Annotated in this window: 21 protein-coding genes and 1 pseudogene; 14 read left to right on the top strand and 8 right to left on the bottom strand. The window is 71.2% G+C overall.

Annotated elements, in window-relative coordinates; all coding sequences use genetic code 11:
• The first annotated feature begins 468 nt into the window (after positions 1–468).
• A complete protein-coding gene (locus tag AB0J08_RS27915; RefSeq protein WP_360640064.1) occupies positions 469–909 on the top strand; it encodes a hypothetical protein in 441 nt (146 codons plus the stop codon).
• A gap of 208 nt (positions 910–1,117) precedes the next feature.
• Here AB0J08_RS27915 and AB0J08_RS27910 read toward each other — a convergent pair whose 3' ends face one another.
• Together AB0J08_RS27910 and AB0J08_RS27905 are read right to left on the bottom strand one after the other, a co-directional pair.
• Positions 1,118–1,960 carry an alpha/beta hydrolase gene (locus AB0J08_RS27910; RefSeq protein ID WP_360640061.1) on the bottom strand — a complete coding sequence of 281 codons (843 nt, stop codon included), beginning with the start codon at positions 1,958–1,960 and terminating at the stop codon, positions 1,118–1,120.
• Between the two features lie 4 nt (positions 1,961–1,964).
• Positions 1,965–2,606 (bottom strand): dihydrofolate reductase family protein, encoded by a 642-nt coding sequence (locus tag AB0J08_RS27905; RefSeq protein WP_360640058.1) that lies wholly within the window; start codon positions 2,604–2,606, stop codon positions 1,965–1,967.
• A gap of 430 nt (positions 2,607–3,036) precedes the next feature.
• Here AB0J08_RS27905 and AB0J08_RS27900 point away from each other — a divergent pair, with 430 nt between their 5' ends.
• From AB0J08_RS27900 to AB0J08_RS27890, 3 genes are all read left to right on the top strand, one after another.
• Positions 3,037–3,771 (top strand): hypothetical protein, encoded by a 735-nt coding sequence (locus tag AB0J08_RS27900; protein ID WP_360640055.1) that lies wholly within the window; start codon positions 3,037–3,039, stop codon positions 3,769–3,771.
• A 590-nt stretch (positions 3,772–4,361) separates the two neighbouring features.
• The gene (locus tag AB0J08_RS27895) at positions 4,362–4,709 is read left to right on the top strand and encodes a DoxX family protein (RefSeq protein ID WP_360640052.1); all 348 of its coding nucleotides are present in this window, start codon (positions 4,362–4,364) and stop codon (positions 4,707–4,709) included.
• A 322-nt stretch (positions 4,710–5,031) separates the two neighbouring features.
• Positions 5,032–5,382 (top strand): hypothetical protein, encoded by a 351-nt coding sequence (locus AB0J08_RS27890; protein WP_360640049.1) that lies wholly within the window; start codon positions 5,032–5,034, stop codon positions 5,380–5,382.
• Positions 5,383–5,828: 446 nt separating this feature from the next.
• Here the strand turns inward: AB0J08_RS27890 and AB0J08_RS27885 are convergent, their stop codons facing one another.
• Positions 5,829–6,998 carry a hypothetical protein gene (locus AB0J08_RS27885; protein ID WP_360640046.1) on the bottom strand — a complete coding sequence of 390 codons (1,170 nt, stop codon included), beginning with the start codon at positions 6,996–6,998 and terminating at the stop codon, positions 5,829–5,831.
• A 681-nt stretch (positions 6,999–7,679) separates the two neighbouring features.
• On the opposite strand from AB0J08_RS27885, the gene AB0J08_RS27880 reads away from it, so the two are divergent.
• The 5 genes and pseudogenes from AB0J08_RS27880 to AB0J08_RS27860 all read left to right on the top strand — a co-directional run bounded on the left by AB0J08_RS27880 (position 7,680) and on the right by AB0J08_RS27860 (position 11,288).
• Entirely contained in the window at positions 7,680–8,045 is a 366-nt protein-coding gene (locus tag AB0J08_RS27880) for a hypothetical protein (protein ID WP_360640042.1), read from the top strand.
• 34 nt (positions 8,046–8,079) lie between these two features.
• Positions 8,080–8,859 carry a hypothetical protein gene (locus AB0J08_RS27875; protein WP_360640039.1) on the top strand — a complete coding sequence of 260 codons (780 nt, stop codon included), beginning with the start codon at positions 8,080–8,082 and terminating at the stop codon, positions 8,857–8,859.
• Positions 8,860–9,029: 170 nt separating this feature from the next.
• Positions 9,030–9,880: pseudogene (locus tag AB0J08_RS27870) on the top strand (IS5 family transposase).
• 75 nt (positions 9,881–9,955) lie between these two features.
• Positions 9,956–10,330: a DUF6193 family natural product biosynthesis protein gene (locus AB0J08_RS27865; RefSeq protein ID WP_360640036.1), complete on the top strand. Its 375-nt coding sequence runs from the start codon at positions 9,956–9,958 to the stop codon at positions 10,328–10,330.
• Between the two features lie 352 nt (positions 10,331–10,682).
• The gene (locus AB0J08_RS27860; RefSeq protein ID WP_360640033.1) at positions 10,683–11,288 is read left to right on the top strand and encodes a DUF5134 domain-containing protein; all 606 of its coding nucleotides are present in this window, start codon (positions 10,683–10,685) and stop codon (positions 11,286–11,288) included.
• A 757-nt stretch (positions 11,289–12,045) separates the two neighbouring features.
• Here the strand turns inward: AB0J08_RS27860 and AB0J08_RS27855 are convergent.
• The gene (locus AB0J08_RS27855; protein WP_360640030.1) at positions 12,046–12,468 is read right to left on the bottom strand and encodes a hypothetical protein; all 423 of its coding nucleotides are present in this window, start codon (positions 12,466–12,468) and stop codon (positions 12,046–12,048) included.
• Between the two features lie 208 nt (positions 12,469–12,676).
• Between AB0J08_RS27855 and AB0J08_RS27850 the strand changes: the two genes are divergently transcribed.
• From AB0J08_RS27850 to AB0J08_RS27840, 3 genes are all read left to right on the top strand, one after another.
• Positions 12,677–14,149, top strand: coding sequence for a tyrosinase family protein (locus tag AB0J08_RS27850; protein WP_360640027.1), 1,473 nt, complete (start codon positions 12,677–12,679; stop codon positions 14,147–14,149).
• 358 nt (positions 14,150–14,507) lie between these two features.
• Positions 14,508–15,593: a HEAT repeat domain-containing protein gene (locus tag AB0J08_RS27845; protein ID WP_360640024.1), complete on the top strand. Its 1,086-nt coding sequence runs from the start codon at positions 14,508–14,510 to the stop codon at positions 15,591–15,593.
• Between the two features lie 258 nt (positions 15,594–15,851).
• On the top strand, positions 15,852–16,409 hold the full coding sequence (locus AB0J08_RS27840; RefSeq protein WP_360640020.1) for a hypothetical protein: 558 nt from the start codon (positions 15,852–15,854) through the stop codon (positions 16,407–16,409).
• A gap of 416 nt (positions 16,410–16,825) precedes the next feature.
• Here AB0J08_RS27840 and AB0J08_RS27835 read toward each other — a convergent pair whose 3' ends face one another.
• Complete coding sequence (locus AB0J08_RS27835) at positions 16,826–17,773, bottom strand: SDR family NAD(P)-dependent oxidoreductase (protein ID WP_360640017.1); 948 nt, start codon at positions 17,771–17,773, stop codon at positions 16,826–16,828.
• A 526-nt stretch (positions 17,774–18,299) separates the two neighbouring features.
• Here AB0J08_RS27835 and AB0J08_RS27830 point away from each other — a divergent pair.
• Positions 18,300–18,848 (top strand): helix-turn-helix domain-containing protein, encoded by a 549-nt coding sequence (locus AB0J08_RS27830; protein WP_360640014.1) that lies wholly within the window; start codon positions 18,300–18,302, stop codon positions 18,846–18,848.
• Positions 18,849–18,872: 24 nt separating this feature from the next.
• Complete coding sequence (locus AB0J08_RS27825) at positions 18,873–19,229, top strand: hypothetical protein (protein ID WP_360640011.1); 357 nt, start codon at positions 18,873–18,875, stop codon at positions 19,227–19,229.
• Here the strand turns inward: AB0J08_RS27825 and AB0J08_RS27820 are convergent.
• The 3 genes from AB0J08_RS27820 to AB0J08_RS27810 all read right to left on the bottom strand — a co-directional run bounded on the left by AB0J08_RS27820 (position 19,151) and on the right by AB0J08_RS27810 (position 22,411).
• Positions 19,151–19,627: a LysM domain-containing protein gene (locus AB0J08_RS27820; RefSeq protein WP_360640008.1), complete on the bottom strand. Its 477-nt coding sequence runs from the start codon at positions 19,625–19,627 to the stop codon at positions 19,151–19,153. The genes AB0J08_RS27825 and AB0J08_RS27820 overlap by 79 nt on opposite strands.
• 355 nt (positions 19,628–19,982) lie before the next feature.
• Positions 19,983–21,167 carry a CapA family protein gene (locus tag AB0J08_RS27815; protein ID WP_360640005.1) on the bottom strand — a complete coding sequence of 395 codons (1,185 nt, stop codon included), beginning with the start codon at positions 21,165–21,167 and terminating at the stop codon, positions 19,983–19,985.
• Positions 21,168–21,487: 320 nt separating this feature from the next.
• Positions 21,488–22,411 carry a thermonuclease family protein gene (locus AB0J08_RS27810; protein ID WP_360640002.1) on the bottom strand — a complete coding sequence of 308 codons (924 nt, stop codon included), beginning with the start codon at positions 22,409–22,411 and terminating at the stop codon, positions 21,488–21,490.
• Positions 22,412–22,845: the final 434 nt, after the last annotated feature.

The following is a 22,845-nucleotide window of genomic DNA, read 5'->3' as shown; positions in this document are numbered from 1 at the left end:
CCGCCGAAAACGGCACACCACGACGACCGTGACCATCACCCGGGCCTCGGACAGCGTGTTGACGAACGCCGCAGCGGCTTAACTTCCTGGTCTTGTCATTTCACCCGTTGCCGACAAGGGGCCGGCCCGAGACAGGTGACCGCACGGTCCACCCGGAAGGGCTCACGTCCCGCTCGTCCGGTCCGGTCCGGTCCGGCCCTGGTCCCGGTCTGGTCCCGGCTCCGTTCCGGACGGTGCGTGTCCGTTCTGGTGCGGGGTCGGGGTGACCGATGCGGGGCGGCCGGGCGCCCGGCCGCCGAGGGCCGGGCGAGCGAGGCCGGTTCCTACTGCCGCCGGCCGCGTCAGGGTGCTTCGGCCGGGCTCGGGATACCCGTACCGGCGTCGGTGACAGGCAGGCAGTGACGGGTTCCAGGGCTGTGCCGGGGCCCTGGTGTGCGGGGTGGCGGTCGGGCAGGCTAGTTTGCTCGGGTGAGTCTCCTTGAGGATGTGGCCGAGCGCGACGGCTGGCAGTGCTGGGTGTGCGACGAGGCGGTCGACCCCGACGAGTCGGTGAACGACCCGCGCGGGCCCAGCGTCGACAGCCGGACCGCCGACCGGAAGGCCAAGGTCGCCGAGCGGCTCGCGCACCGCGGATGCAACAGCCGCAAGGGCGCGGTCAAGGTGGTCATCGCCTGGCCGGACCGCCTGTACGTGGTCGAACCCGCGCCGCTGATCACCGTTGCCGCCAGGCTGGAGCGCAAGGGCGGCCGCGAGATGGTGGGCCGTTGTCCGACCAGGAAGGACGCCCAGGAGGCGGCGGACTGGCTGGTGGACCGATTCTCCCGGCTGGTACCGGGGCTGCCGGTGACCGCCGATGTCGAGGCGGGCGGCGGCCAGTTCCTCGTCATCCTGGCCACCGGCCGCCGCTGACCCATGTCCTGGTCGGCCGGCCCGAGAACCTCGTCCGCGCCGAACTGCTCACCCGCCGGCCCCTCGCCCCGCCGGCCCCCCACTCGCACCCAGGCCTGGAACGGCGCCCTGTCCGCCGTCACCACCCGCCCGTGGGCGTTCAGTGCGGCCTCCGGGCTGCTCGGCGCCGACCAGCCCGGAGGCCGGCACGTGTGATACCTGCCGTCCTCTATCCGAGGGTGAGCATCGCCTCGGTGATCTCGCCGACCGCCGCGTCGGGGATCGCGGTGGCGGCTTCCCGGAGGACGAGCAGCCGTGCCCCGGGGATCTCGCCCGCGATCGCCTCGCCGTTGCCGACGGGGAAGAACGGATCGCGGCGGCCGTGGACGACGAGGGTGGGGACCTCGATCTCCGACAGACGCTCGCGCCAGCGGGGTTTGCAGTCGAGCCTGGAGAACACCAGGCCCAGCTGGTTGGCCAGCTGGACCGGGGGAGCGGTGCCGGGCGTGCGGTCCCAGACGCGCGCAGCGGTTGCGCGCGCGGCGACGGGGTCGTCGCCGAGGATCTCCGCGCCGGCGGCGGCGAACCCCGCGACCGCCTCACGGTCGGTCCAGTCGGGCAGCGGACGTGCGAACAACCGACTCATCGTCGCCTGGTCGTGGTCGGGGAGGTCGTCGTCGGGCGGTCCGGGGGCGACCGGGCGGGTGCCGACCAGGGTGAGCGCCGAGAACGCGTCCGGATGGTCGAGCACGGCCACCTGGGCGACCATCCCGCCGACGCCGGTCCCCGCGAGATGCGCAGGCCCCCCGCCGAGCGCGGAGGCGAGGGCCGCCGCGTCGGCGGCGAGGCCGCGCAGGGTGTAGGCCGGTGCCTGCGGATCCGTCGTCGTGGACTCCCCGCTGTCGCGCAGGTCGTAGCGCACCACACGGCGCCCGCCGGCGGCGAGGCGCTCGCAGAGCGCGTCGGGCCAGGAGAGCATCGTCGGCCCGCCCACGAGCAGGACGAGCGGCGCGTCGTCGTCACCGAACGACTCGATGCCCAAGGCGATCCCGTTGACGTCGACGGTGGTCATCGGATCACCGGTGGTCGCCGTTCCCGAGCCCGCGGTCGGGCGCGCTCATGTCGCCGGTCCTGGGCGTGCCGTCGGCGAGCCCGTAGCGCAGGTACACGGTGCCCTGCGAACCGGCCACCGGCGGTTCGAGGAGCGTGACGTTCGTGGGCACCGCGCCACCGTCGAACACCTTCTTCCCGACGCCGAGCACGATCGGGTGCACCCAGAGGTCGAGACGGTCGAAGAGCTTCTCCCGCAGGAGGCTCTGCACCAGGTCCAGGCTCCCGACGACCTTCACGTGCTCGTGCCGGTCACGGATCTCGCGCACCGCGCCGGCCAGGTCCGGGCCGAGCTGCGTGGATCCAGCCCACGGGAGGTCGGGCTTGCCGCGGGAGGCCACGTACTTCGGGACGCGGTTGAAGAGCTCGGCGATCTCGCCCTCCTTCTGGTGCGGCCAGTAGGCGGCGAAGATGTCGTACGTCCGCCGGCCGAGCAGGAGGGCGTCCGTGCCCTCGTACGCGGCGAGGATCTGTGCTCCGGTGGTCTCGTTCAGCAGGGGCGCCTGCCAGCCGCCGAACGGGAACCCCACCGGGTCCTCGTCGGGTCCGCCGGGCGCCTGCCCGACGAGGTCGAGGGTCGCGAACAGCTCGATGTGGATGAGGCCCATGTCTGTACTCCCGATGAGTTGGTGGTTCCAGTCGAAGATGTAGACCTGCCGGGGCCGGAAAACTCATCGCCACGCCGGTAACCGGTTTCGTTACCCGCAGACCCCCTCGCCCGGCACACCCCGCCCGGGCCGGGACCCCGCGCCCACACTCCCACCGGTACGAGGCGTTCCCCGGGCACACCGCCTCCGCGTCCGACGTCCTCGCCGCCCTCGACTGCCGGAGCGACCCCTGTCAGCCGGGCGGTCGGCCGGTCGAGCACGGCGGCTGGGGCGACGTCAGGCGCGTATGCGGGGAACGGGATTGACCGGGGGAGCCGCCACACCATATTTTGAACGCGTTCAATCTTATGGAGGGGGCATGAACATGGTTCAGCACGTCGGGCCTGGGGTGGTTGCGGCAGCCGGGGGACCGGGCGGGGGAGCGTTCGCCGTGTCCCCGGTGACGATGCGTCTCGGCGGCACCGGGCGGCGTCGGCCGCGGCCGGGCGGGAGGAGGGAGCGCGGACTCTGCTGCGACACCGTCCACTCCTTCACCGTCGCCCTGCTCGTCCTGCTGCCCGCGGCCTACCTGACGGTGTTCGAGCTGTCCGACGGCTACCCCGGCGGAGACCCGGCGATGTGCCTCCTGTTCGTACTGCCGCTCCTTCTCCTCCCCTTCGCCATCGGCGCCCGCGCCTGGGCCGATCACCGGAGGGTGGCGCTGCGCTGGTTCGGGCGCGCCGCGGCGTACTACGCCGCCTACTTCATGGGCCCGCTCATCCTGCTCCTCGGACTGGCCTCGTCGGCCTTCACCGCGGCTCTCGGCGGCACCTGGAAGTCGGACTCCCCGCCGCTGGACTCGCTCGAATACATCGGCCTGTACATCGGTCTGGCCGCCCTGTTGTTCGGCGGCCCCGTCGTCGTCGCGTTGCTCATGGTGGCGCCATGGGCGGCGCGCGGCCTGGACGCCCGCCCCGCCCTCGCGGTCCTCGCCAACCTCATACCGGCGTTCATGGTGATGATCGGCGGCATTCCCGCCGTGATCGTCATCATCGTCCACCTGGTCTTCATCTGTCGGGTGATGCCTGCCGCCACCCTTCGGCGCTCCCGCCCGGGTGGAAGCACCGACGGGTGGCGGCAGGCAGACTCCGCCCCCACCAGCGGGGCTACCGGTGACCGGCCCTGACCGACCGGCCCTGACCGACCGGCCCTGACCGACCGGCCCTGACCGACCGGCCCTGACCGACCGGCCCTGACCGGGCGGGCCCGCCCGGTCAGCGCCGACTCGGAGTCCGCGGCAGCGGGCCGGCTGGTGGTGTCCGTGCTGCGCCTTCTCGCCCCAACGTCGCCCCGCCTCTGCGACCGGCCCGGACCGGCGGTCGCCCGCCCCGCCTGGGCTGGGCCCTCTGCCGGGTAGGGCCGGGCTGGCCTGCCACGGCGGGGCCGCGGCTGTCAGGCCGGCAGCCGTGGTCGCCTCAGCTCGCTGGCCCTGCTTCTGCCGGGCCGCGGGCCCCCTGCCCGGATGTGGCAGGGGGCTGGGCGAACCTGCGCCGGCCCGGCCGGGGCGGGTTCAGGAGCCCTGTCGTCCTGCTGCGGCCGTCCCGCTGTCCGTCCCGTACGCCCACCCCCGGCCCGGGGCAGTCGGCGAGAACCTCTTCGGCCGCGTTGTCACATCCGAGGCGGGCGGCGGGTCAGTGAAGTGTCCGAGCACATGCAACCGAGCGGGCGGAGCCCCTTCCGTCCGGCTTCCCTGCACAACGAAACCGGGGTATCACCATGTCCGTCGCCTACGTCGTCCTCGCCGTCGTCAGTGCCTTGTGGGTCGGGTTCTCCGGCGTGTCCCTGGCGCGTCGCGCGGAGTTCGTCACCCAGCCGCTCGTCGAGTACGGCGTGCCCCGCTCATGGTGGACCGGGCTCGCACTCGCCAAGCTCGCCGGTGCCGCCGGCCTGCTGGTCGGCCTCGCCGTACCGGCCGTAGGCGTCGCCGCCGCGGTCGGCCTGATCCTGTACTTCCTCGGCGCGGTGGTCACCAACGTGCGGGCCCGCTCGTACAAGACCGTGCCTTTCCCGCTCCTCTACCTCGCCCCCGTCGCGGTCACCCTCGTCCTCGGTCTCGCCGTCTGACCGATCGGCCTGATCCGTTGCGAGTCCGCGTCCCGGCCGCGCGTCCCGGGTGTTCGTCCCGGCGTGCGCGCGGCGTCCTGACCCGGGGCGGTTCGTCCGGAGCGGCACAGCACCCGCTGACCCGGCTGAACCGCCTCCGGCTACGCGAGCTCGATGCTCAGCTGCGTACCGGAGGGGGCCGGGCGAACGGGAGTCCCCGACCGCACCCACGACGCTACCGTCCGCGCGAACACCACCCGGGACACCGTCGCTCCAATGACCCGCCCCGCCGGGGTCGGCCCCGGTGTGGGCGGGGGAAGGCGGGCGGGGGAGGATCGCCCTCATGACCCAGACCCCCCATTCCTCGGCCGCCGACCGTGACGGGCAAGGGGCCGCCGTTCGCGAGGTGGCCCTCCTCTGGGCCTGGCACCATCCCGGTCCGTTTCCCGAAGTGCCGTTCGACGACAAACTCGATCTGGTGTACCTGGACCTGACCGTGGCCGGTTGCGTATCGACCTACCTCGGCAACGGCGGTCGCCCCGGCCGGGATCACTCCGACGTCCTCCGCACCTGCCTGCCGGAGCTCCGGGCGGCCGTCGCCCTGCTGGGACGCTCCGCGCAGTACCGCGAGGGCCTCGCGGCGTTCCGGCGCCTGCTCGCGATGGCCGAGCTGATCCTCGCCGACGGGTCCTGAGCCGACTCCGCCGGACCCACCGCGTTCCTCAACGGTCGCCGCACTCAGCCGCCATGAGTGACGAGACACCCGATCCTCCAGATCCGGTCCTCAATCTCAAGGCTGTCCGCCCTCGATCCGAGTCCCAGCCAGACCTGACATCTCGCAGGTCTGGGCAGGGCCAGATGACGCGCCGGATGAGACGGGACGGCAGGCCGGCGATCTGGCGTCTCAGTTGATGTTGCCGGTCGGACCTGTTCGTCTCGGCAGGTCCTGCTTCGGGTCCTGCCGAGCCTCGGTGGGTGTCCTGCCTCACCCTGCCTCACACAAGTCGGGGCAGTCTCAGTCTTCTCGGGGCACACGGACTCGGAGGTCAAGCAGCCGGTCCCAGCCCTCAACAGGACTGGGACCGGCTGCTGTAGTCCGGGGTCCGGTGCCGGTGCCACCGCGGCGACCGGGCGGCGTGATCAGCGATCGTGGAGAAGGGCGACCGCTTCGGCGAAGTCGGCATGCGCGGGTTCGAAGGATCGGGCCGCGACGAGGAACATCGACCGGTCGGTGAGGGCGCGGGCGAGGCGTGCGGGGTTGTCGGGCAGGCGGCGGGCGAGCGTCACACCCTCGTCGAAGTACGGTGCGAACCGCTCCTCGAACAGGTAAGGGCGGTCGCCTTCGCGGACGGCCGCGCGGACGCAGATTCTGCGTTGGACGTCGACCAGCTCGGGCAGCCGGTCGGCCTCGCGCAGTCTCGCCGCCTCCGCTTCGAGGTCCGGCAGCATGCCGAGAAAACCGTCCCGCACGTCGCGCGACCATCCGAGCTCCGTGCCGAACGGCGGCATCGGGGACTCGGGGCTCGCGGCGGGTTCGGCTGCCCGCCCCGACAGGACGAAGAGCGTCCTCCACCACCCCAGGATGCAACTCCAGTTCTTCGGCTCGCCCGTCTTCGCGAGCTCCTCCAGGACACTCAGGGCCTCTCGCCGGGCGGCCGCAGCACCCGCCCCATCCCCGACGGCCTCCCGCATGCGGGAGAAGTGAACCAACTCCCAGGTGAGTATCGCCAGAGCGGTGCGCTGTTCAGCTGTCTTGCGCCGGGTCTCCTCAAGGAGCTCGCGGAAGACGGTCGATGCGGCGTCGTGCTGCCCGGCGCCCTCCAGGTTCGCCGCCCACCGCATCATGTTCCAGAAGGAGTGATCCGGGATTCCGTTCCGGGCGGCCTCTTCGTCGAGCTCCGCGGCCTCCCTGAAGCGCCCCTCCTCGGCCAGAACGCTCGCCAGGGGCTCGCTTCGGCCGGCCTCGGCCAGCTCCGCACAGATCGCGCGTCCTTCCGCCCTGCGCCCGAGGGCGAACAAGGAAGCCTGGTAGGCGTCCAAGGCCCGGCGCAACCGCTCCGCCCGGCTCGGCGCCCCGACCTCCATCCTGCGAGCGGCCCGGGAAGCCTCGGCGGCCAGCGCGACGTCCACCTCCGGATCCCGGCTCTCGTAGCGCAGCGCGAGCAGGGCGTCGACCAACTTCGGCCCGTACGCCTTCGGACTCACCTCGGCCAGAACCCGGTACGCGCCGACCAGTTCGGCCCGACTCGGCCGGCCGGAGCCCAGCAGCACGCGGGCCCGAAGTACCGCGTCGTGATCGATCGTCACCATTCCCCCTGTCCCGGATGACACACGAAGGAGATTCTGGGAGGCGGGGAACGGACCGGACAAGCCTCGCGAACTGTGCGTTCCGTCCTACGAAAAACGGCGCTGACCTGTCATGATGGACATGCTTTCGTCCTGAATCCACGAGCGGGAGCCGCACCGAACCGCCTCCCGCCCCGCACACAGCACCCCGGCTCGACCCGGCTGCGAGGATGCGCCCTGTGGTGAGCGACGAGGAGTGGGACCGCATCCGGCACGGCCTGCGTCCCGGGCGGCGGTCGACCGGGCGAGTGAGTCGGTTCCGACGTCCGCTGCGGCTGCACCCCGTCACCACGCTCGTGCTGCCGTGCCCCGAGATCGTTGAGACGAGACGACGACCCTCGTCTCAACCAATCCGGGGCACCGCAGGTCAAAGCCGTGCCCTCCCCCGACTTGGACCGACCGGCAACAGGCGTCCGAGGGGTGGGGGAGGAAGCAGTACGGGCACGGGTCCGCGTGATCATGGAGTTCTCTACGCTCAGTGATCACGAAGGACGGCCGTGCCCGCGCTGCCATCTTGCCTGCTCGAAACCCCTCTGGGACCAGTTCGCCGCGATCATGAAGCTCCCGAGCTTCGTCGAACACCGTTTCTCCCCAAGCTAATTCGACTACGCTTGCGAGTCCAAGATCGAACGACAGGGGGCATCCATGCCGTACGAGGCCGGCACGAGGGTCACGCTGACCAGGGATGCGCAGGTCACCGCAGGTGACACCGCAACCAGGGGCGGCCTCCCCGGTCCGCTGTTCCTCGCCGAGGGCCTGGCGGGAACGGTCATGGGCTCGACCACGGAAGCCGGCCGCGCGGGCCAGGACTACCTCGCGAGCTTCGATCAGCAAATTCGCGGCCATCGGTTCGACGCGTTCGCGGCGAGCCTGATCGATGACCTCCGCCAGAACGTCGCCCGGGTGGGAGCGGTCAACGCCGGAGCAGGCGCTCGGACGACCTACCGGGTGTGCTTCGACAACGGGTTCGTCCTTGACGGTCTTGAAGAAGGCTGGCTGGCCCGAGCCTGAGCACCTGCCACCCTCACCACCGCCGAGGAGATCCATGGCCGACACCGTCACGTCACTGACCGCCCGCGTGCACGATCTTCAGGTGGCGGTCATGACCCATGGCCTCACCCCGCGGGGCGTCGACGTCGTCGCCGGCCTCCACGACATCGTCGTGCGCGCCTCGGCGCTCGGCCCCGACGGCAGGTGGCTCGTCGCGTCGGGGCACTCGGGCCTCGGCGGTCTGGCCATCGCACAGGGGCAGGTGGATCAGGGTCTCCTCCACTTCGACGCCGCCGTGGTGAACGGGTTCAACGACTGCGTGGCGTTCCACATGCCGCTCGTGCGCCCGCTGCACCACGACCCCCGGTTCCGGGCCCTGTACGAGCGGATGCGCGTCACCCCGGCCGACCTCGACGAGTTCCTCTGGCTGCACCGGGAGATACAGATCATCGCGAGGGAGGCCCAGCAGGCGACCGTCGACAACATCGGCCGCCTCGACACCGGGGTCTCGCTGCTCCCGCAGGCCCCCATGCCGACCCGCGAGCCGAACACCCCCGGCGTGCTGATCACCCGCCTCGACCTCGCCGCCACGCAGACCGCACTGCGACGGGCCGCCGTGAAGGCGGACTTCCAGCGCAACGCCGGCAACGTCAGCCTCAGCCTCATCGACGACTCGTGGGACTACACCCGTGCCAGGCACGACGCCTGGCACGCCGACGATCTGGATACCCGACGCGAACAGGCCGCCGCAGCCCGGGCCTTCGTCGAACGCCCGGGCATCGGCACCATACTGATCCCCTGCCCACCGCTGGGCTCGATCGTCTACCCGTCCTGACGAGGGACAAAAGCACACGCGCAGGATGTCGACCCCTCCGACGTCCTGCGCCGGGCGCACAGCAGCTTAGACCGACGGGCAGGCGTCCGAGGGGTGGGGGAGGAAGCAGTACGGGCACGGGTTCGCGTGATCATGGAGTTCTCTACGCTCAGTGATCACGAAGGACGGCCGTGCCCGCGCTGCCACCTTGCCTGCTCGAACCCCTCTGGGACCAGTTCGCCGCACTCTTGCCCGCCCGGGAGGAGTACGCCGCGGGCCACCCGCTGGGCTGCCATCGCCGCCGGACTCCCGACCGAACCGTGCTCGAGCACATCGTGCTCGCGCTGGTCCACGGCTCCGGTTACGAACGGATCTCTACGCCCGGATGCTCCGACCGCACCATCCGTCGACGCCTCAAAGAGTGCTCCCAGCAGGGGATTTCGCAAACGCTGCACGCTCTGGCCCTGGACGCCTACGACCGGATGATCGGCCTCGACCTGGGCGAGATCTCGGTGGACGGCTGCATCACCAAGGCCCCGTCCGGCGGGGAGAAGGCCGGCCGTTCGCCGGTCGACCGGGGCAAACAGGGCCTGAAGCGCTCCGCTGCCTGTGACGCCCGCGGTGTCCCGCTCGGGATCGTCTCCGACGGGGCCAACCGGCATGACTCACCGCTTCTCGGGCCAACCCTGGACGCCGCGAAGAAGCAGGTCGGGCCGCTGCCGGAGACCGTCGACGTCAACCTCGGCCGGGGCTACGACAGCAACAAGTCCCGTGCACTGATAGCCGAGTTGGGATTCACCGCCGCGATCGCGCGCAAGGGCATACCCGCTCCGATCCAGGCTGGCAGGCGTTGGCCGGTCGAGCGCACGCACTCGTGGATGAACGACTACGGCAAGCTTCGACGGTGCACCGAGAGAAACGGCAAGGTCGTGGACTTCTACCTCTACCTGGCTGCCGTTCTCGTCACGCTCCGCATGTGATCCGCCAAGCACGGAGCCGCTACCGCTGGGACGGCCGACCCACCACCCGACGCCTCAAGTGATCCATTTGCCGGTCGGTCTTACGTGAGACAGGACAGCGGGTTGTCTTGGCCGGGTGCGGGCGTCATGATCGCGGGATGACTGAGGAGACGGTGGTAGAGAAGACCTGGCGGGGGATACTGGAGAGGCATCCCGAGGCGCGACGGGGGGAACCCGCGGTCATAGAGGCCGCCTACGCCGAACCGCGGTTGCGGGCCCTGTTCCCTTTTCCGAGCCACGGGGCGCTCACCTTCCACCGGAACACGCGGTTCCCGTGGAGCAACGACCTGCCGTTCATCGTGGGCGACGCGCAATGGTGCATCGTGTACGCGCCGCGGGGCGTGACGCAGCGTGTCCTGGGCGAGTCACTCACACCGCAGGAGGCGGCTGCGCTGGTAGTGGCCCACCTCCCCCCTGACTGTGGCCCGGCCTTCGACGGACCGTGGCCCCCACCGGAGAACTCCGTCGACTGAACCAGCCGCAGAGCTGCCGTGCCGAGCCAACCGGTCAAACTCCGCCGAGACTGATCAAACTGCGCTGAGACGGGACAGTCGGGGTGTGCAACGGCTGTGAGGACCGACCTGTCCCGTCTCTCACGATGTTGCCGCTCCCAGTCATAGGTCTTGATGCGCCACGTGTTCGCCTGCATGGTGCGCGCGGAGGCGGGGGTCCGCACCCGTCCGGTCTCCCCGAGCGTCGTACGGCAGCCCGGCCTACCGTGGAAGGGGAGCCCACGGGGCGCTCACCAGGCGAAGGGCCCCCCACGACGGCCTGAACGCCGCCCGGCTCCACCGGGGCCGGGGCGGCCCGTGGAACGGGGTTCCCGTGCATGAACCCGTGATCGCCACTGCCCTGCTGATCGCCCTGACCGGCTGCTGCACGGTCCACTGCGTCCTCGTCGTCGTGGGACGTGGCTGCCCCGACCGTCGGCTGGAGCCGACCGAGATCGTCATGGCACTCGCCATGGTCGGGATGATGGCACCAGCGTTCGACCCCCTGTCGCCCGTCCTGTGGGCGGCTCTGCTCACCGCTTCGGTGTTCTGGCCGACACTCCTCCTGGTGGGGCGGCTGCTCCGCCATCCCCGCTCGGCGTTCGCGGGCGCCTGGAGCCACTACCCCCACCACCTCCTCAGCGCGGCCGCGATGGCCGCGCTGGTGCTGTGCACGGCACCGGCGCACCAGCACGCCGGTGGCGGTGCCGCCCACGGGGGCGTCAGTTCCGCCCTACCGCAGTGGGCGCTGCTCGCCCTGGCCGCGTACTTCCTGGGCTACGCCGTCGGGGGCGCAGGCTCGTTGCTGCCGCGCCCGGCCGCCGGCGCCCGACTCACCCGCGTCGGCGGCCCGGCCGTCCTGACCTCGTCCGGGCTGGTCGCCGCGCGGCGCACGGTGATGGCGATGGGCATGTTCTACATGCTGCTCGCCATGAGCTGACGGCGGATCGGCCGACGGCGGGCCGGGGCCGGTCCGACCGGTACGGCGGCCCCGGCACGCCGTGGGCGTAGAGGCAGCAGCAGCATGAAGGGCTCCGCCGGATCACCCTCGCGCGTCACCGCCAGGAAGCCAGCCGTCCGCCCGGCCCCGGCCAGGCTGGAGCCGCTCCCGGTGGTCCTCCGCGCGCGGCCGGAACGAGAGTCATGCACCCGCTTCCCCTGTACGGCGGTGACCACGTGTCTCCGCACCACCGAACGGCTGGTCGCTGCGGGTGCACCCGCATGCCAGGACCGGAAACCGGGCCCGGTCCAACGGTTCGGCGGCGTCGACTGTTCGTCAGTTGTGGCGCGCCGCAGTTCCGGTCACTCCCTGTCGCCGCGGCAGGGGGGACGGAGGGTGACCGCCGACGCGCCCGGCCGGGCTCCCCGCGCGTCCTGCGTAACCCCGGCCTACCTTGGAGAACGGGGGTACGGCCACTGGAACGGGGGTTCCCGTGCAAGAGCCCGTGATCGCCACCGTCCTGCTGATCGCGCCGACCGGCTGGTGCGCGGCCACTGCGCACTCGCCGTCGCGGGGAGCCGCGGCCGGAGACCGGCTCGCACGGAGCGGAGCCGGCCCGCGCCCGCGGACCGGCCTCGCTGAACGCGCCCGCCCTGGCCTCAGCCGGCCCGGTTGCCGTGCGGCGCACGGTCACGTCGGTCGGCATGGTCGCCATGCCGGTCGGCACGGGCTGACGGCGGGCGGTCCGTTGACCGGGTCACGCGCCGTCGCGCCGAACCGCGAGGAAGCTCGCGGTCTGCCCGGCGGGCGCGCCCCCGTGGGGCTCCGCCCGCAGCACCGTCCCGGCGAGGACCATCCGCTGGTCGATTCCGGTCTCCCAGTGGCGCAGGATGGCGCCGTCGTACTCGTAGTGGAAGTCCGCGATGGGCGGCCGGCCCCGACCACTCAGGGTGAACGAGACGCGGGACGAGGCCGATGCGCTTCCGGTCATATCCATGATGATCAACGGCTCCTCTCCCGGATCCGAGAGGATCAGCTCGCCGCGGACCGTGCCGTCCGGTTCGGCCACCAGCTTCAGCTCGGCCTGTGCGAACCGGAGCTTGTTGAAGTCGTCGACGGGGTCCGGCACCTCGAGAAAGCTCCGGTACGTATACGTGCCGGTCAACTCCATGACGTTCATTTCGTCCCTCCTGGACAGGGTGAGGCGGATCGACCACCTCGTTCCAGGGTCCTGCGGCCAGGCCACGCCGCCAGCGCTGCGCGTCCGGATAGCGCGTGTGGTTCACCCTCCAGAACGTTTGTGAGCGAAATGCATGTGGGGCGGTCGTCGCCGCCCGTACGAATCCGGGGCGCCCGGCGAGGGTGTCCCGCCCAAAACTAGGAGTGACATGTCGAACGGCACGTCGGTGCGACGAGACGCGAGCAAGATGACCGAGTGGGATCCGGCGCTGTACTGGTACGCCCGGGCCGTCGGGAGGATGCAGCAGCGGCCGGAGACCGACCCGACCAGCTGGGTCTTCCAGGGATGCATCCACGGCGTCCCGCCCACCGTCACGGTGAGGAACGACGCCTTCAACCAGTGTCCGCACGGCGGCTGGTTCTTCCTGCCGTGGCACCGGGGCTACCTCTGGTACTTCGAGCGGATCATCCGGGCGGCCATCCGGGAGATCGCCGCCGAGGAGCACATCACCCCCGACCCCTCCACGAGCTGGGCCCTGCCGTACTGGAACTACGCCCTGGACGCACCGACCAGGACCCGGCCCACCAGCTTCACCTCGCGCGCGCTCCCGGCGGCCTTCCGCAGCCCGAGGATGCCGGCCCGCTCGGGCGGCACCGACCTCACTCTCGACAACCCGCTCTTCCTCCGGGACGACCTGGACCCGCCCGACGAAGAATTCTGGGCGGCCCCGTATCGCGCCAAGGGGAAGAACTCCGCCTTCGAGACCAACATCTACCGGGACATCAATCCCTTCACCGCGATGAGCGAGACGATCTTCGCCGCTACGAAGAGCCGGCCGCGGGTCCAGCCGACCTTCGGCAGCGAGATCACCTACACCGACATGCCCCACTTCCAGCCCGCCTTCGGCGACCTGGAGAACGCCCCGCACAACCAGGTCCACGGTGGTGTGGGCGGCTGGATGGGCCGCGTGGAGAGCTCCCCCCGTGATCCGATCTTCTGGCTGCACCACGCCAACCTCGACCGGCTCTGGTCGGGCTGGCTCGACAAGGGCAACCACAACCCGGACCACACGTCCTGGCTGGACCACGAGTTCATCTTCTTCGACGAGGGCGGGCAGGAGCAGCGGCCCTCCTGCACGGCGGTCCTGAACAATGCGGGCGACTACTCGTACGAGTCGTTGACCGACGGGGTGGGCACCCGCCCCCTGTTCGTGCCCCCGCCCGGGGCCCCGCAGGCGGGCCGGCGGGTCCTGGCGACCGTCGGCAACCCCAGGCAACTGCTCGACGTCCGGGAGCCGACCACGGTGGAGCCGAGCGGCGTCGAGGGGGCCATGCGCTCGGTCGCCGCCAGCGACGAGCCGCAGACCAACCTCATCCTCACCGTGCACGGCGTGCACACCAACATGCCGCCCGGGACACCGTTCCACGTCTTTCTCAACGGCCCGACCGGCGACCTCGACCCGGAAGGCCCCTACTTCGTCGGCTGGATCTCCTTCTTCGGGATGGCCGGGGCCGGCGGGCACGACGCGAGCTACGACGTCACCGAGCAGGTCCAACGGCTGACGGAACAGGGCCTGCTGCCGGAGGGCCCGCTCACCGTTTCGATCGTGCCGTCCATCCCGCAACCGGCGACGGTTGGCCCGAAGCCCAGCTTCGAGAGCGTCAGCATCACCAGCATCTAGGCGCCCGACCAACGATCGTCTGCCCGTGGCTGCGTGAGGCCATCGAGGATCTCGCGCAGCCACGGGCTGCGGCCGGCCGGCAGCCGTCGGCCCGATCAAGGCCGCGACAGGAGCCGCCTCCGCGATTCTCCGGGATCAGCACGGTTCCGCGGGCGTCGCCTGGCGCGATGACGATCGCGCCAGGCGCGCCGTCGGACAGGGCGAAGACCGGCGCGACTGTCGCGGACGAGGAGGCGCGGTGTGGTGAGAGTGAACACGGCCGTGGCGACGCCGCAGCCGGCCGTGAGGCCCACCGGGTGCGGGGCCGGCGTAGGAAATCACTACCCGGCGGCAGGCCGTTCGAGATAGGAATGCGCGCATGGACAACGCGGTGGGTCTGGCGGGGCGCTTGCTGGCTGCGGCGCGAGTGGCGCAGGCCTCGGAGGCGGACCACGACGTGCACGCCTACTGGGCGCTGGTCCGGGAGGCGGCGACGGGGGAGAGCGGGGAGACCGCGTTGCGCTGCGGGGTGGGGTTGCTGGCGTCGGCCGAGGTCCTGGCGCGGGAGGTGGGCTGCGATCTGGTGGGCCATGCGGCCAGCGGGCATGAGACCCTGCGTGGCGAGGCGGCCACCGCCCTGATCGCGCTGGCCGAGGTGGAGACGGAGGCCTGCGTGCTGCGCTCCCTCGTTTCCGGCCTGGGCTCGGCGCAGGACCGGCGGGCCGTTCCCGTGCTGGTGGGGCTTTCCGGACACGAGGACGCCGACCTGCGGCGGCAGGTCGCCTTGCAGATCAGCACCGTCAACAGCGGTCTGCCCGACGGGCCCGACGTCCGGGCACTGATCCGGCTGACCCGGGACCAGGACCCCGAGGTCCGTAACTGGGCGGCCTTCACGTTGGGGTTCCAGCTGGAGCTGGACACGACCGCCATCAGGGACGCGCTGTGGAAGTGCACCACCGATGAGGACGGCGAGGTCCGGGAAGAGGGCGCGCGAGGGCTGGCCAGACGGCACGACCCACGGGCCGTCCCACTGATCGCGCAACTGCTGGACTCCGATGACGGGTCCCAGATCTTCACCCTGGACGCGGCGGAGATCCTGGGAGTTCCCGAACTCCTGCCGGCTCTGGCCACCTACGAGTTCCACGCACCCGAAACCGACCGGGCCATCGCGGCCTGCGACCCGGTGCGGCGGGCCCGGACGGAGGACGACGCCTGGGCGGTCGTCGTGGAGTTGGAGCGGCTGCGCCCCGACATCGGCGCGGCGCTCAGCTCACCGCGCTACGAGTCGGTGCACCGGATGCAAGTGACCCACCGAGCGACGGTCGACGCGAGCTACGACGCGGCCTCACTGCTCACCCGCGCCGACGGGGACCCGGTACGGGCGGCGCAGCTGGTGGTGGCCGACCTCACCGCTTCCGCCGGGATCGGACTGCGGGCTGACGGTCCCTCGGCGGCTTCAGGGTGAGCGTCGCCGACGGGGCAGGCGGGAGCCCGACCCGCTCGTGGGCCTCGCCGTCGCCCTGGTCGCGGCCGCCCTCGCCCTGGACGTGATACGCCACGCGGCGTGGTGACATGCCACTCGCTGAGTCGGGCGGGGGAGGGCGGTTCCCCCGCTGGGGGGAGCTGGGCCCTCCCTGCGGCGGAGGCCGCGACCGGGGGTGAGCTGGGAGGTTGGAGGCAATCGGGAAGAGCCCGACTCCCTTCTCCCCACTGAGGATTGACCATGCGAAAGCTCACCACCGCCATCGCGCTCACCACTGCGGCCGTGGCGCTCGCGGCCGGGACGGCCGGCACCGCTGCGGCCGCGCCCGCGCCGGCCACCCCCCTACCGGCCCGGCACCTCGCGCTGCACGGCTGGACCCTGCTCAACGAGCACGGCCCGGGACCCAACCCGGGCGAGCGGCTCACCGCGCGGGTCAGCGCCCGTGTGGTCGATGGCCACACCCGGGGGCACGTCGTGGTGCAGCACGTGTTCGAGAAGACCGGCACCACCCGGGCCGAGTTCGACGTCGACTGCCTGACCGTCGACGGGAACGGCGCCATCACCGTGACCGGGCCCATCTCGCAGATCGTGGTCACCCCGTTCGGGGGCGAGCCGTACCTCTTCGAGGAGGGCCAGCACCCCGAGGCCGGCCTCACCTTCTACCCGATCGACGAGCAGCACCAGCGCCGGGTCGGCTGGAACCGGACCAACCCCCAGACGCACTCCGAAGTCGTCACGTGCGGCGCGGTTTCGGCCAGCCTCTGGGTCATCGACGGCGGGACCATCCTGCGTCGCTAGGCGGCCGGTCGACGTGAGCGTTTCGGAGACGCTGCCACGGTGGTCCTGGCCGCCCGCCCGTCCGTCGAGGACCTCCGCCGGCCCTGGGAGAAACCCGTCGCCGCGGGCCGACTCACACCGGCACGTGTACGGGCGGATCATGGACGTCGAGGTGCTCGACAGGAGGCCTCTGGGGGACGTGCGCGTTCACCGGCCTGATAGCCGGACAGCCCGACAGGGCCCACGGTACTGGTGGGAACGTGGAGCCGGGACCGAGATCCGCCGGTTCACCACGGGTGTAGTCGCCCCGCACGCCGTGCTGCGGCCGAAGGGACGGGGCGCATCGAGCTCCAGCAGCCGGGCGTGCTCCTCCTCGTCCTGACGGCCGGCCGGCTCGCGCACCACCGGGCTGCCCCCGGCCTCGCGCGAAGCCCGTGTCAGTGTGTGAACGTCGGGTCGGTGCCGGTCAATTCGCAGCTTGCCGTCCAGAGGCGTGCCGCGGTCGTGGTGTCGGCCAGGTGGTTCCAGAGGGGTTCGATCCTGGGTGTACCGCGCAGGCCGAATGCTCGGGGGCTCAACATGTGGCCGCCGCGCACGCCCGGGTCGAGTACGGCCCGGACTGCGGGCCATGCGGCAGCGTCCTTGCCCTGGACGACAAGGCCGAGCGGCAGGCGGCTCAGCCGCTGGCCGGTGGTCCGGACGTGGACTGGCGGGCGCGAAGGGGTGAGGGAGTCGAGTGCGCCGCCGGGATGGACGAGAACGCTCAGCGTCGTGCTGGCGGCGGCGCGCAGGCGGCGGTCGAGTTCGAGGGCGAAGAGCATCTGGGCGAGCTTGGACCGCGAATAGGCGCGTTTGGGCTGGTAGTCGTGCGTGCTCTGGAGATCGTCGAGATCCAGGCGTTCGGATTTGGCGGCGAAGCTGCCGGTGGTGACGATCCGGCTCCCCGGGGTCGCCGTGAGCAGTGGGGCCAGGTGGTGGGTCAGCGCGAAGTGCCCCAGGTGGTTGGTCGCGAACATCAGCTCGTGGCCGTCCGCGGTTTCGCGGCGCGGTGGGTGGTCGAGCGCCACCCCGGCGTTGTGGACGATCGCGTCGAGGCGGTCCAGTCCGATCGCCTCCACGGATGTCCTGAGCGAAGCGAGGTCAGCCAGGTCCAGCGGCACGTGCTTCACCTTGGCACCGGGCACGCGCGATCTGATGGACGCGATCGCGTCTTCGGCCCTCGCCCTGTCGCGGCTACCGAGAACGACCGTGGCCCCGGTGCCGGCCAACTGCTCGGCGACGAAGTACCCGATGCCCGCGTTGCCGCCGGTGATGAGGAAGCTCTTTCCCTCGGCGTGAGGCAGCCTTTGGACGTCCCACTGCGGGACCTGGAGTACGGAGGGCATGGCGGGCTCCCGGAAGCTCGGAGTGGTCGGGGACGGGCGGGCCCGCACGCTTACGGTCGGCCTCGCTCGGTTCCCAGGGTCCTCGGGGCCACTCACATCCCACCGACAGGTCGCTGTCCCCGCTGACAGCCGAGCGACATCGCGCGGGCCCGGCGCGGCAACACCAGCGCGTTCCTCACCGACTCAAGGACGAGGATCCGCGCAGTCTCCTCCCGTGGCCGTACACGGCGCCGTCGGACGTCCGGGGGAGTGACGACTGCGACGATCCTTCTGCCTAGCGCGACCAGACCGTGGACGACGACGCCGACCAGGAGCAGCCCGTCCAGGCCGGGCCGGCCGGCGTCGGGACAACGGGTCAGGCCGCATGCGCGATCCACCGAAACCCAGGTCGCCGGCCCGGTCGGCGGAACGCAGCCAGTAGGCCGTCTACCGAGCCGGGCAACTGCTCGGCTCGAACGGCTCGAACGGCGCAGTTTAGGAACGATTGTTCTTGACTGACTGTTCCTCAACTCGGTACGGTCATCCCATGGGACGCCCGAGAGGATTTGACGAGGCCGAAGTGGTCCGGTCGGCGGCGGAGCTGTTCGCCGGCCGAACCTATGACGGCACCTCCATCGATGACCTGGTCGCTCACCTCGGTGTGCACCGCAACAGCCTGTACAAGACGTTCGGCAGTAAGCGCGGGCTCTACCTGGCCGCGTTGCGCTGGTCCCTGGATCATGACCTCGCCCCCTTGATCGGCCGCATCGCCGAAGGCGCCGGCCCTCTGGAGGGGTTGCGCGAGGCCCTTGCCGCACCTGTCACGGGGGCTGGCCTCGACCTGCTCCTGCTGGCCGCCGCCGAACGCGCGCCGGAAGACGCCGAGGTGGCCGACATGGTCGCCGAAGCGTTCGCCGCTCTGGACCGGGCCACCGGTGCCTTGGTCCGGGCGGACGACGACGGCGAAGCGTCCGGGCTGGCCACCGCGCTCACCGCGGCAGTCCTCGGACTGCGCCTGCGGGCCAGGTCCGGCGCGGCGAGCGCGGCCGTCGACCAGGCCGGCGCCGCCCTTGCGCAGCGCCTCGACCAGCACTGAACCATCCACCGCAAAGGAACCGACATGGCCAACGTCAGTATCGACGGCGACAACCTGATCGTGGAGATCGAGGGGCTCGACAAGCTCTGGGCCCTCAAGAGCCGACTGGTCATCCCCCTGGCCAACGTCCGCGGTGCGACCGCCGATCCGGGGATCTCCCGGGAGGCGAAGGGCCTTCGCGCCCCCGGCACCCACTTCCCCGGCGTCATCACCGCCGGCACGTTCCACATCGACGGGGAGCGGGTCTTCTGGGACGTCCACGACGCGACCAAGGCCGTGGTGATCGAGCTGGCGGACGAACGCTACGCCCGCCTGGTCGTCGAGGTCTCCGATCCGCGCGCGACCGTGGCGCTCATCGAGCGTGCCACAGCGGTGAGCTGACCCTGTGCGGCGACGGCCGCCGGGCCGTTGGATCCGGTCCGATCTCCGGCCGGCCCGACGGCCGTCGCCGCCGAACCGGAGGCGTGACCTAGAACGAATCGAGGCCCGCCGGTGCCGTAGTACTTTTCGGCGATGCCCCACAGAGTGTCACCACTCTTCACGGTGTAGGTCACGTGTCTCGCGGGAGCAGGTGTCGGGGTGGGCGTGACGGGCGCCGCGGGAGCCGGGCCGGCGGGCGCCGAGGTCGAATGCGTCGGGTCACGGTCCTGCGCCGCAGCCGAATAACCTGACGCCAGCAGTATGGAGCCGACGGCAAGGCCGCTGACGGTCGCCAGCGCTATTCGGGTGCGCGAGCTCGTTCGGCGAGTCGTCGCGTCGAGGGATGAGTTCCGTCGCATGGTCTGCCTTCCTAGCCGGGTGAGCACGTAAAGTCACCTATCGACGACTTTATGTGACCGCATCGTCTGAGGTGCAACGGCGGTAGGCCGAACGGCTCGGTTCGCACGGGGGTGCGGTGCTGTGGGGTGGGGGTGGCGCCCCGGCGTGTCCCGACCGGGGGCCCGGTCACCACGATCGTCCGCGAACTCGCCGACCGGGTCGTCGACGTCCTCGACCACGTCCGGTCAGGCCAGGTCAGTCCGCGCCCCCGAGCCCGGTGCGGGTCCGGTGAACGGGATTCCGGACGACCGGCTCCCGCCGCCACGGCCGTGGTCCTGGCGGCGATCACCGGGCGGGTGATGGCCGGCCGGCTGGTCAGTGTGCCAGGGTCAGCCCTGCGGAGGCACCGCCACGGCTGAGCACGACCGAGCGGATGTGCTCCAAGGCCCGCGTGTAGTCGGAGCGGTCGGGGTTGCGGCGGACCGCCTCGGTCAGGTCGAGGACCCGGTGCGGCGGGCCGAGGTCGGTCAGCTGCGGGATGAACTCGGCCTTGCTGACGGTCCAGCGCTGTCCCGGCAGGGCCGGCGGGGAGAAGGTGAACCGGGCGATCGAGCTCCAGTTGCCGCGCGGGTCCTCCGCTCCGGAGTAGTTGAACATGTGTCCGGCGAGTTGGTCGCCCATGCCGTAGACCGTCCAAGTGTCGTTGATCTTCTCGTACGCCTGTGGGACGTGGGCGTGGGTGCCGAGGACCAGGTCGACCTCCGGGTGGCCCTCGCTCTGCTCGGTGGCCAGCTCACGGGCGAGCGTCAGCTGCTGAGGGTTCGGCTCGTCCTGCCACTCGGTGCCCCAGTGGACGCTGACCACGACGATGTCCGCACCGGCGGCCCTGGCGGCCCGCGCGTCCGTGAGGATCCGGTCCCGGTCGATGAGGTTGACCGCCCACGGCTGCCCCTTCGGCAGCGCGATGCCGTTGGTGCCGTACGTGTAGGCGAGCTGGGCCACGGTTGCCCCACCGGCCGTGAGCAGCGCGGGCTTGGCCGCCTCGTCCTGGCTGCGTGCGGACCCCGTGTGCTTCAGCCCCACGGCGTCCATGGCGTCGAGCGTTCGACGGATGCCGTCGGGGCCGTCGTCCAGTGTGTGGTTGGAAGCGGTGTCGCAGGCCGTGTAGCCGACGTCCTTGAGGGCCCGTGCGACCTGCGGGGGCGACTTGAACGACGGGTAGCCGGTGAAGGGACCGCCATCGGCGCCGTACACGGTCTCCATGTGGCAGATGGCCAGATCCGCCGCGCTGACGACGGGTTTGACGCCGTCGAGCATCTTGCCGAAGTCGTACCCACTTCCCCCGGCGTCCTCCAGGGCCTGCTGGATGATCTCGGTGTGCGGCAGGACGTCCCCCGTGGCGACCAACGTGAACGCCCGCGGCCCGCTCGGGGAGGCCGCATTCACCTGCGACGAGGGCGACGGTGCGGTCCGCGGCACGGCCGGGGTGCCGCACCCGGCGACGGTCAGGAGCAGCGTCAGGGTTGCGGCGAAGGTCTCCCGGTGAGGCAGGCGGCGCATCATCAGCTCATCTCATGATCGGCGGAGGTGGCAGCACTCCGACTATGCGAGCGCCCATCCGTCCCGACCCGGAGCCCACACCTGGCAGTCGCTCCGATGGGGGTACCCCGCACGCGCGTCAGCGGGCACTCGGGCCTACCTGCCACCAGGCGTGCCCGCGCACACCTGTTCTCCCTTGCCGGGCGAGTGCGTCGCCCCGCATCCCGCCTGGACGTGCCACCGGATCGTCCAAGTACGTCCAGTACGAGGGCGATCCGGTGGCACGTCCAGCCGGGCGGCCGATGCCGCGCGCCGATGCGACGCGCATTGTCAGACGAGCTCTAGCGAGATTTGGTGGACGCTCCCGGGGGCGCGGGGTCGGGACTGATGATGAAGTCCTCAGGCCAGAGCGTGAGCTGAATGTCCTGGCCCGCGGCGTCGATCACGTCGTGCAGGTTGCCGAACTCGCCCCGGTCCAGGAGGAAGAGCGGGTCGTCGCGGTGCACCTTGTCGTCCCGCAGCCAGGCATCGAACCCGTCGAAGTCGGTGGCGCCCGTCGCCAGGTAGGACACGAGCCGCCGGAACAGCTTGGGCCACATCACCAGCTGCTGCAGCGCGTCGAGGTCCGCGACACTGGCTTTGCCGTTCGGGTCGGCCGTCGAGCGGGGCCACAGCCCCACCTGTGCTTTCCGGGCCGCCTGCGAGATCCCTGCCAGGTGGGTGCGCAGCGAGGCGGGCAGGGTCGCGTAGAACGCCGGGTAGGCCAGCCCCTCCGTGAGCAGTGTCGCGTTGGCCGACCGGTCCGTGCGGGCCTCCTCCAGCCGGACGGCAGTGCCGTCCGGCTCGGTGGGGTCGCCGGGAAAGACGAACCCGATCAGTCGCCCGTTGGCGTCGATCCCGTTGGAGAGCACATGACCGCGGATGGTGTCCTGGTCGGCGGACTTGACCTTGTTCGGTTGGTCGTCGAAGAAGGTGACGCCGGTGAAGCCCAGCAGGTCGAGCAACCTGTCGCGGGCGGCGTTCGCGCCGGCCAGCTCCTGGTGGGTCTCGGCGAAGTGGGTCTCCAGCGCGTCGATTGCCTCCAGTCGCACCGAGATCCCTCTGGCGTTGATGTCCGGCGGTGTGCCCGACGGTCGGGGGAGTCCCTCGACCAGGGCGGGCGAGTCCGGCCGGAACTTGACCGTGTCACCGTCCGGCTCGGGGCCCCGGCGCGGCAGGTCGGGATAGCGGATGACGAACAGGCCACGCAACAGCGTGTAACTCATGATGATTCTCCCAACAACGACTAATCGGACCGTAGCCCTCCGGGCTCGAACATGCGCGTCGGGTCATTGCGCCTGGTGGGTGGACACCCGCTTCGTGGTTCTTGTCCCCGAAGGGGAAGCAAGGCGTCGCGTGTCTTCGTGTCGTTCGTGGCATCCGGGTTACGCAAGGGCCTCAATCCTCCGGGTATCCCGGGCGTCCCGGGCAGCAGGAACGAGTACCGGCCGAGCATGTCGACGTGGTGCCGCACGAACGGCGGGAGACGGGCGACGTCCTGGTCGCGTGACGGGACACCCGCCCGATCCGGCCGCGCCGGGCGGCGGGAGCTGCGTCCGCCATCTGCTGGTCATGAAGATGGCGGACGCAGCTCCAGGACGTACTGCCGACCGAGATCGCCGAGCGCAGAGGTTCTGGCTTTTCATCGGACGGGTGTTGC

Origin of the sequence: Kitasatospora sp. NPDC050463, from assembly GCF_040655255.1 — a bacterium.
Taxonomy (GTDB): Bacteria; Actinomycetota; Actinomycetes; order Streptomycetales; family Streptomycetaceae; genus Kitasatospora.
Note: the sequence above shows the minus strand (reverse complement) of the source record. Positions and strands in the feature narration are given on the sequence as shown.

Coding starts and splice junctions, on each gene's coding strand:
- AB0J08_RS27910 (WP_360640061.1), bottom strand. CDS start 1,960: ATGACCACCGTCGACGTCAACGGGATCGCCTTGGGCATCGAGTCGTTC.
- AB0J08_RS27905 (WP_360640058.1), bottom strand. CDS start 2,606: ATGGGCCTCATCCACATCGAGCTGTTCGCGACCCTCGACCTCGTCGGG.
- AB0J08_RS27895 (WP_360640052.1), top strand. CDS start 4,362: ATGTCCGTCGCCTACGTCGTCCTCGCCGTCGTCAGTGCCTTGTGGGTC.
- AB0J08_RS27890 (WP_360640049.1), top strand. CDS start 5,032: ATGACCCAGACCCCCCATTCCTCGGCCGCCGACCGTGACGGGCAAGGG.
- AB0J08_RS27885 (WP_360640046.1), bottom strand. CDS start 6,998: ATGGTGACGATCGATCACGACGCGGTACTTCGGGCCCGCGTGCTGCTG.
- AB0J08_RS27880 (WP_360640042.1), top strand. CDS start 7,680: ATGCCGTACGAGGCCGGCACGAGGGTCACGCTGACCAGGGATGCGCAG.
- AB0J08_RS27875 (WP_360640039.1), top strand. CDS start 8,080: ATGGCCGACACCGTCACGTCACTGACCGCCCGCGTGCACGATCTTCAG.
- AB0J08_RS27865 (WP_360640036.1), top strand. CDS start 9,956: ATGACTGAGGAGACGGTGGTAGAGAAGACCTGGCGGGGGATACTGGAG.
- AB0J08_RS27855 (WP_360640030.1), bottom strand. CDS start 12,468: ATGAACGTCATGGAGTTGACCGGCACGTATACGTACCGGAGCTTTCTC.
- AB0J08_RS27850 (WP_360640027.1), top strand. CDS start 12,677: ATGTCGAACGGCACGTCGGTGCGACGAGACGCGAGCAAGATGACCGAG.
- AB0J08_RS27845 (WP_360640024.1), top strand. CDS start 14,508: ATGGACAACGCGGTGGGTCTGGCGGGGCGCTTGCTGGCTGCGGCGCGA.
- AB0J08_RS27840 (WP_360640020.1), top strand. CDS start 15,852: ATGCGAAAGCTCACCACCGCCATCGCGCTCACCACTGCGGCCGTGGCG.
- AB0J08_RS27835 (WP_360640017.1), bottom strand. CDS start 17,773: ATGCCCTCCGTACTCCAGGTCCCGCAGTGGGACGTCCAAAGGCTGCCT.
- AB0J08_RS27830 (WP_360640014.1), top strand. CDS start 18,300: ATGGGACGCCCGAGAGGATTTGACGAGGCCGAAGTGGTCCGGTCGGCG.
- AB0J08_RS27825 (WP_360640011.1), top strand. CDS start 18,873: ATGGCCAACGTCAGTATCGACGGCGACAACCTGATCGTGGAGATCGAG.
- AB0J08_RS27820 (WP_360640008.1), bottom strand. CDS start 19,627: ATGCGACGGAACTCATCCCTCGACGCGACGACTCGCCGAACGAGCTCG.
- AB0J08_RS27815 (WP_360640005.1), bottom strand. CDS start 21,167: ATGCGCCGCCTGCCTCACCGGGAGACCTTCGCCGCAACCCTGACGCTG.
- AB0J08_RS27810 (WP_360640002.1), bottom strand. CDS start 22,411: ATGAGTTACACGCTGTTGCGTGGCCTGTTCGTCATCCGCTATCCCGAC.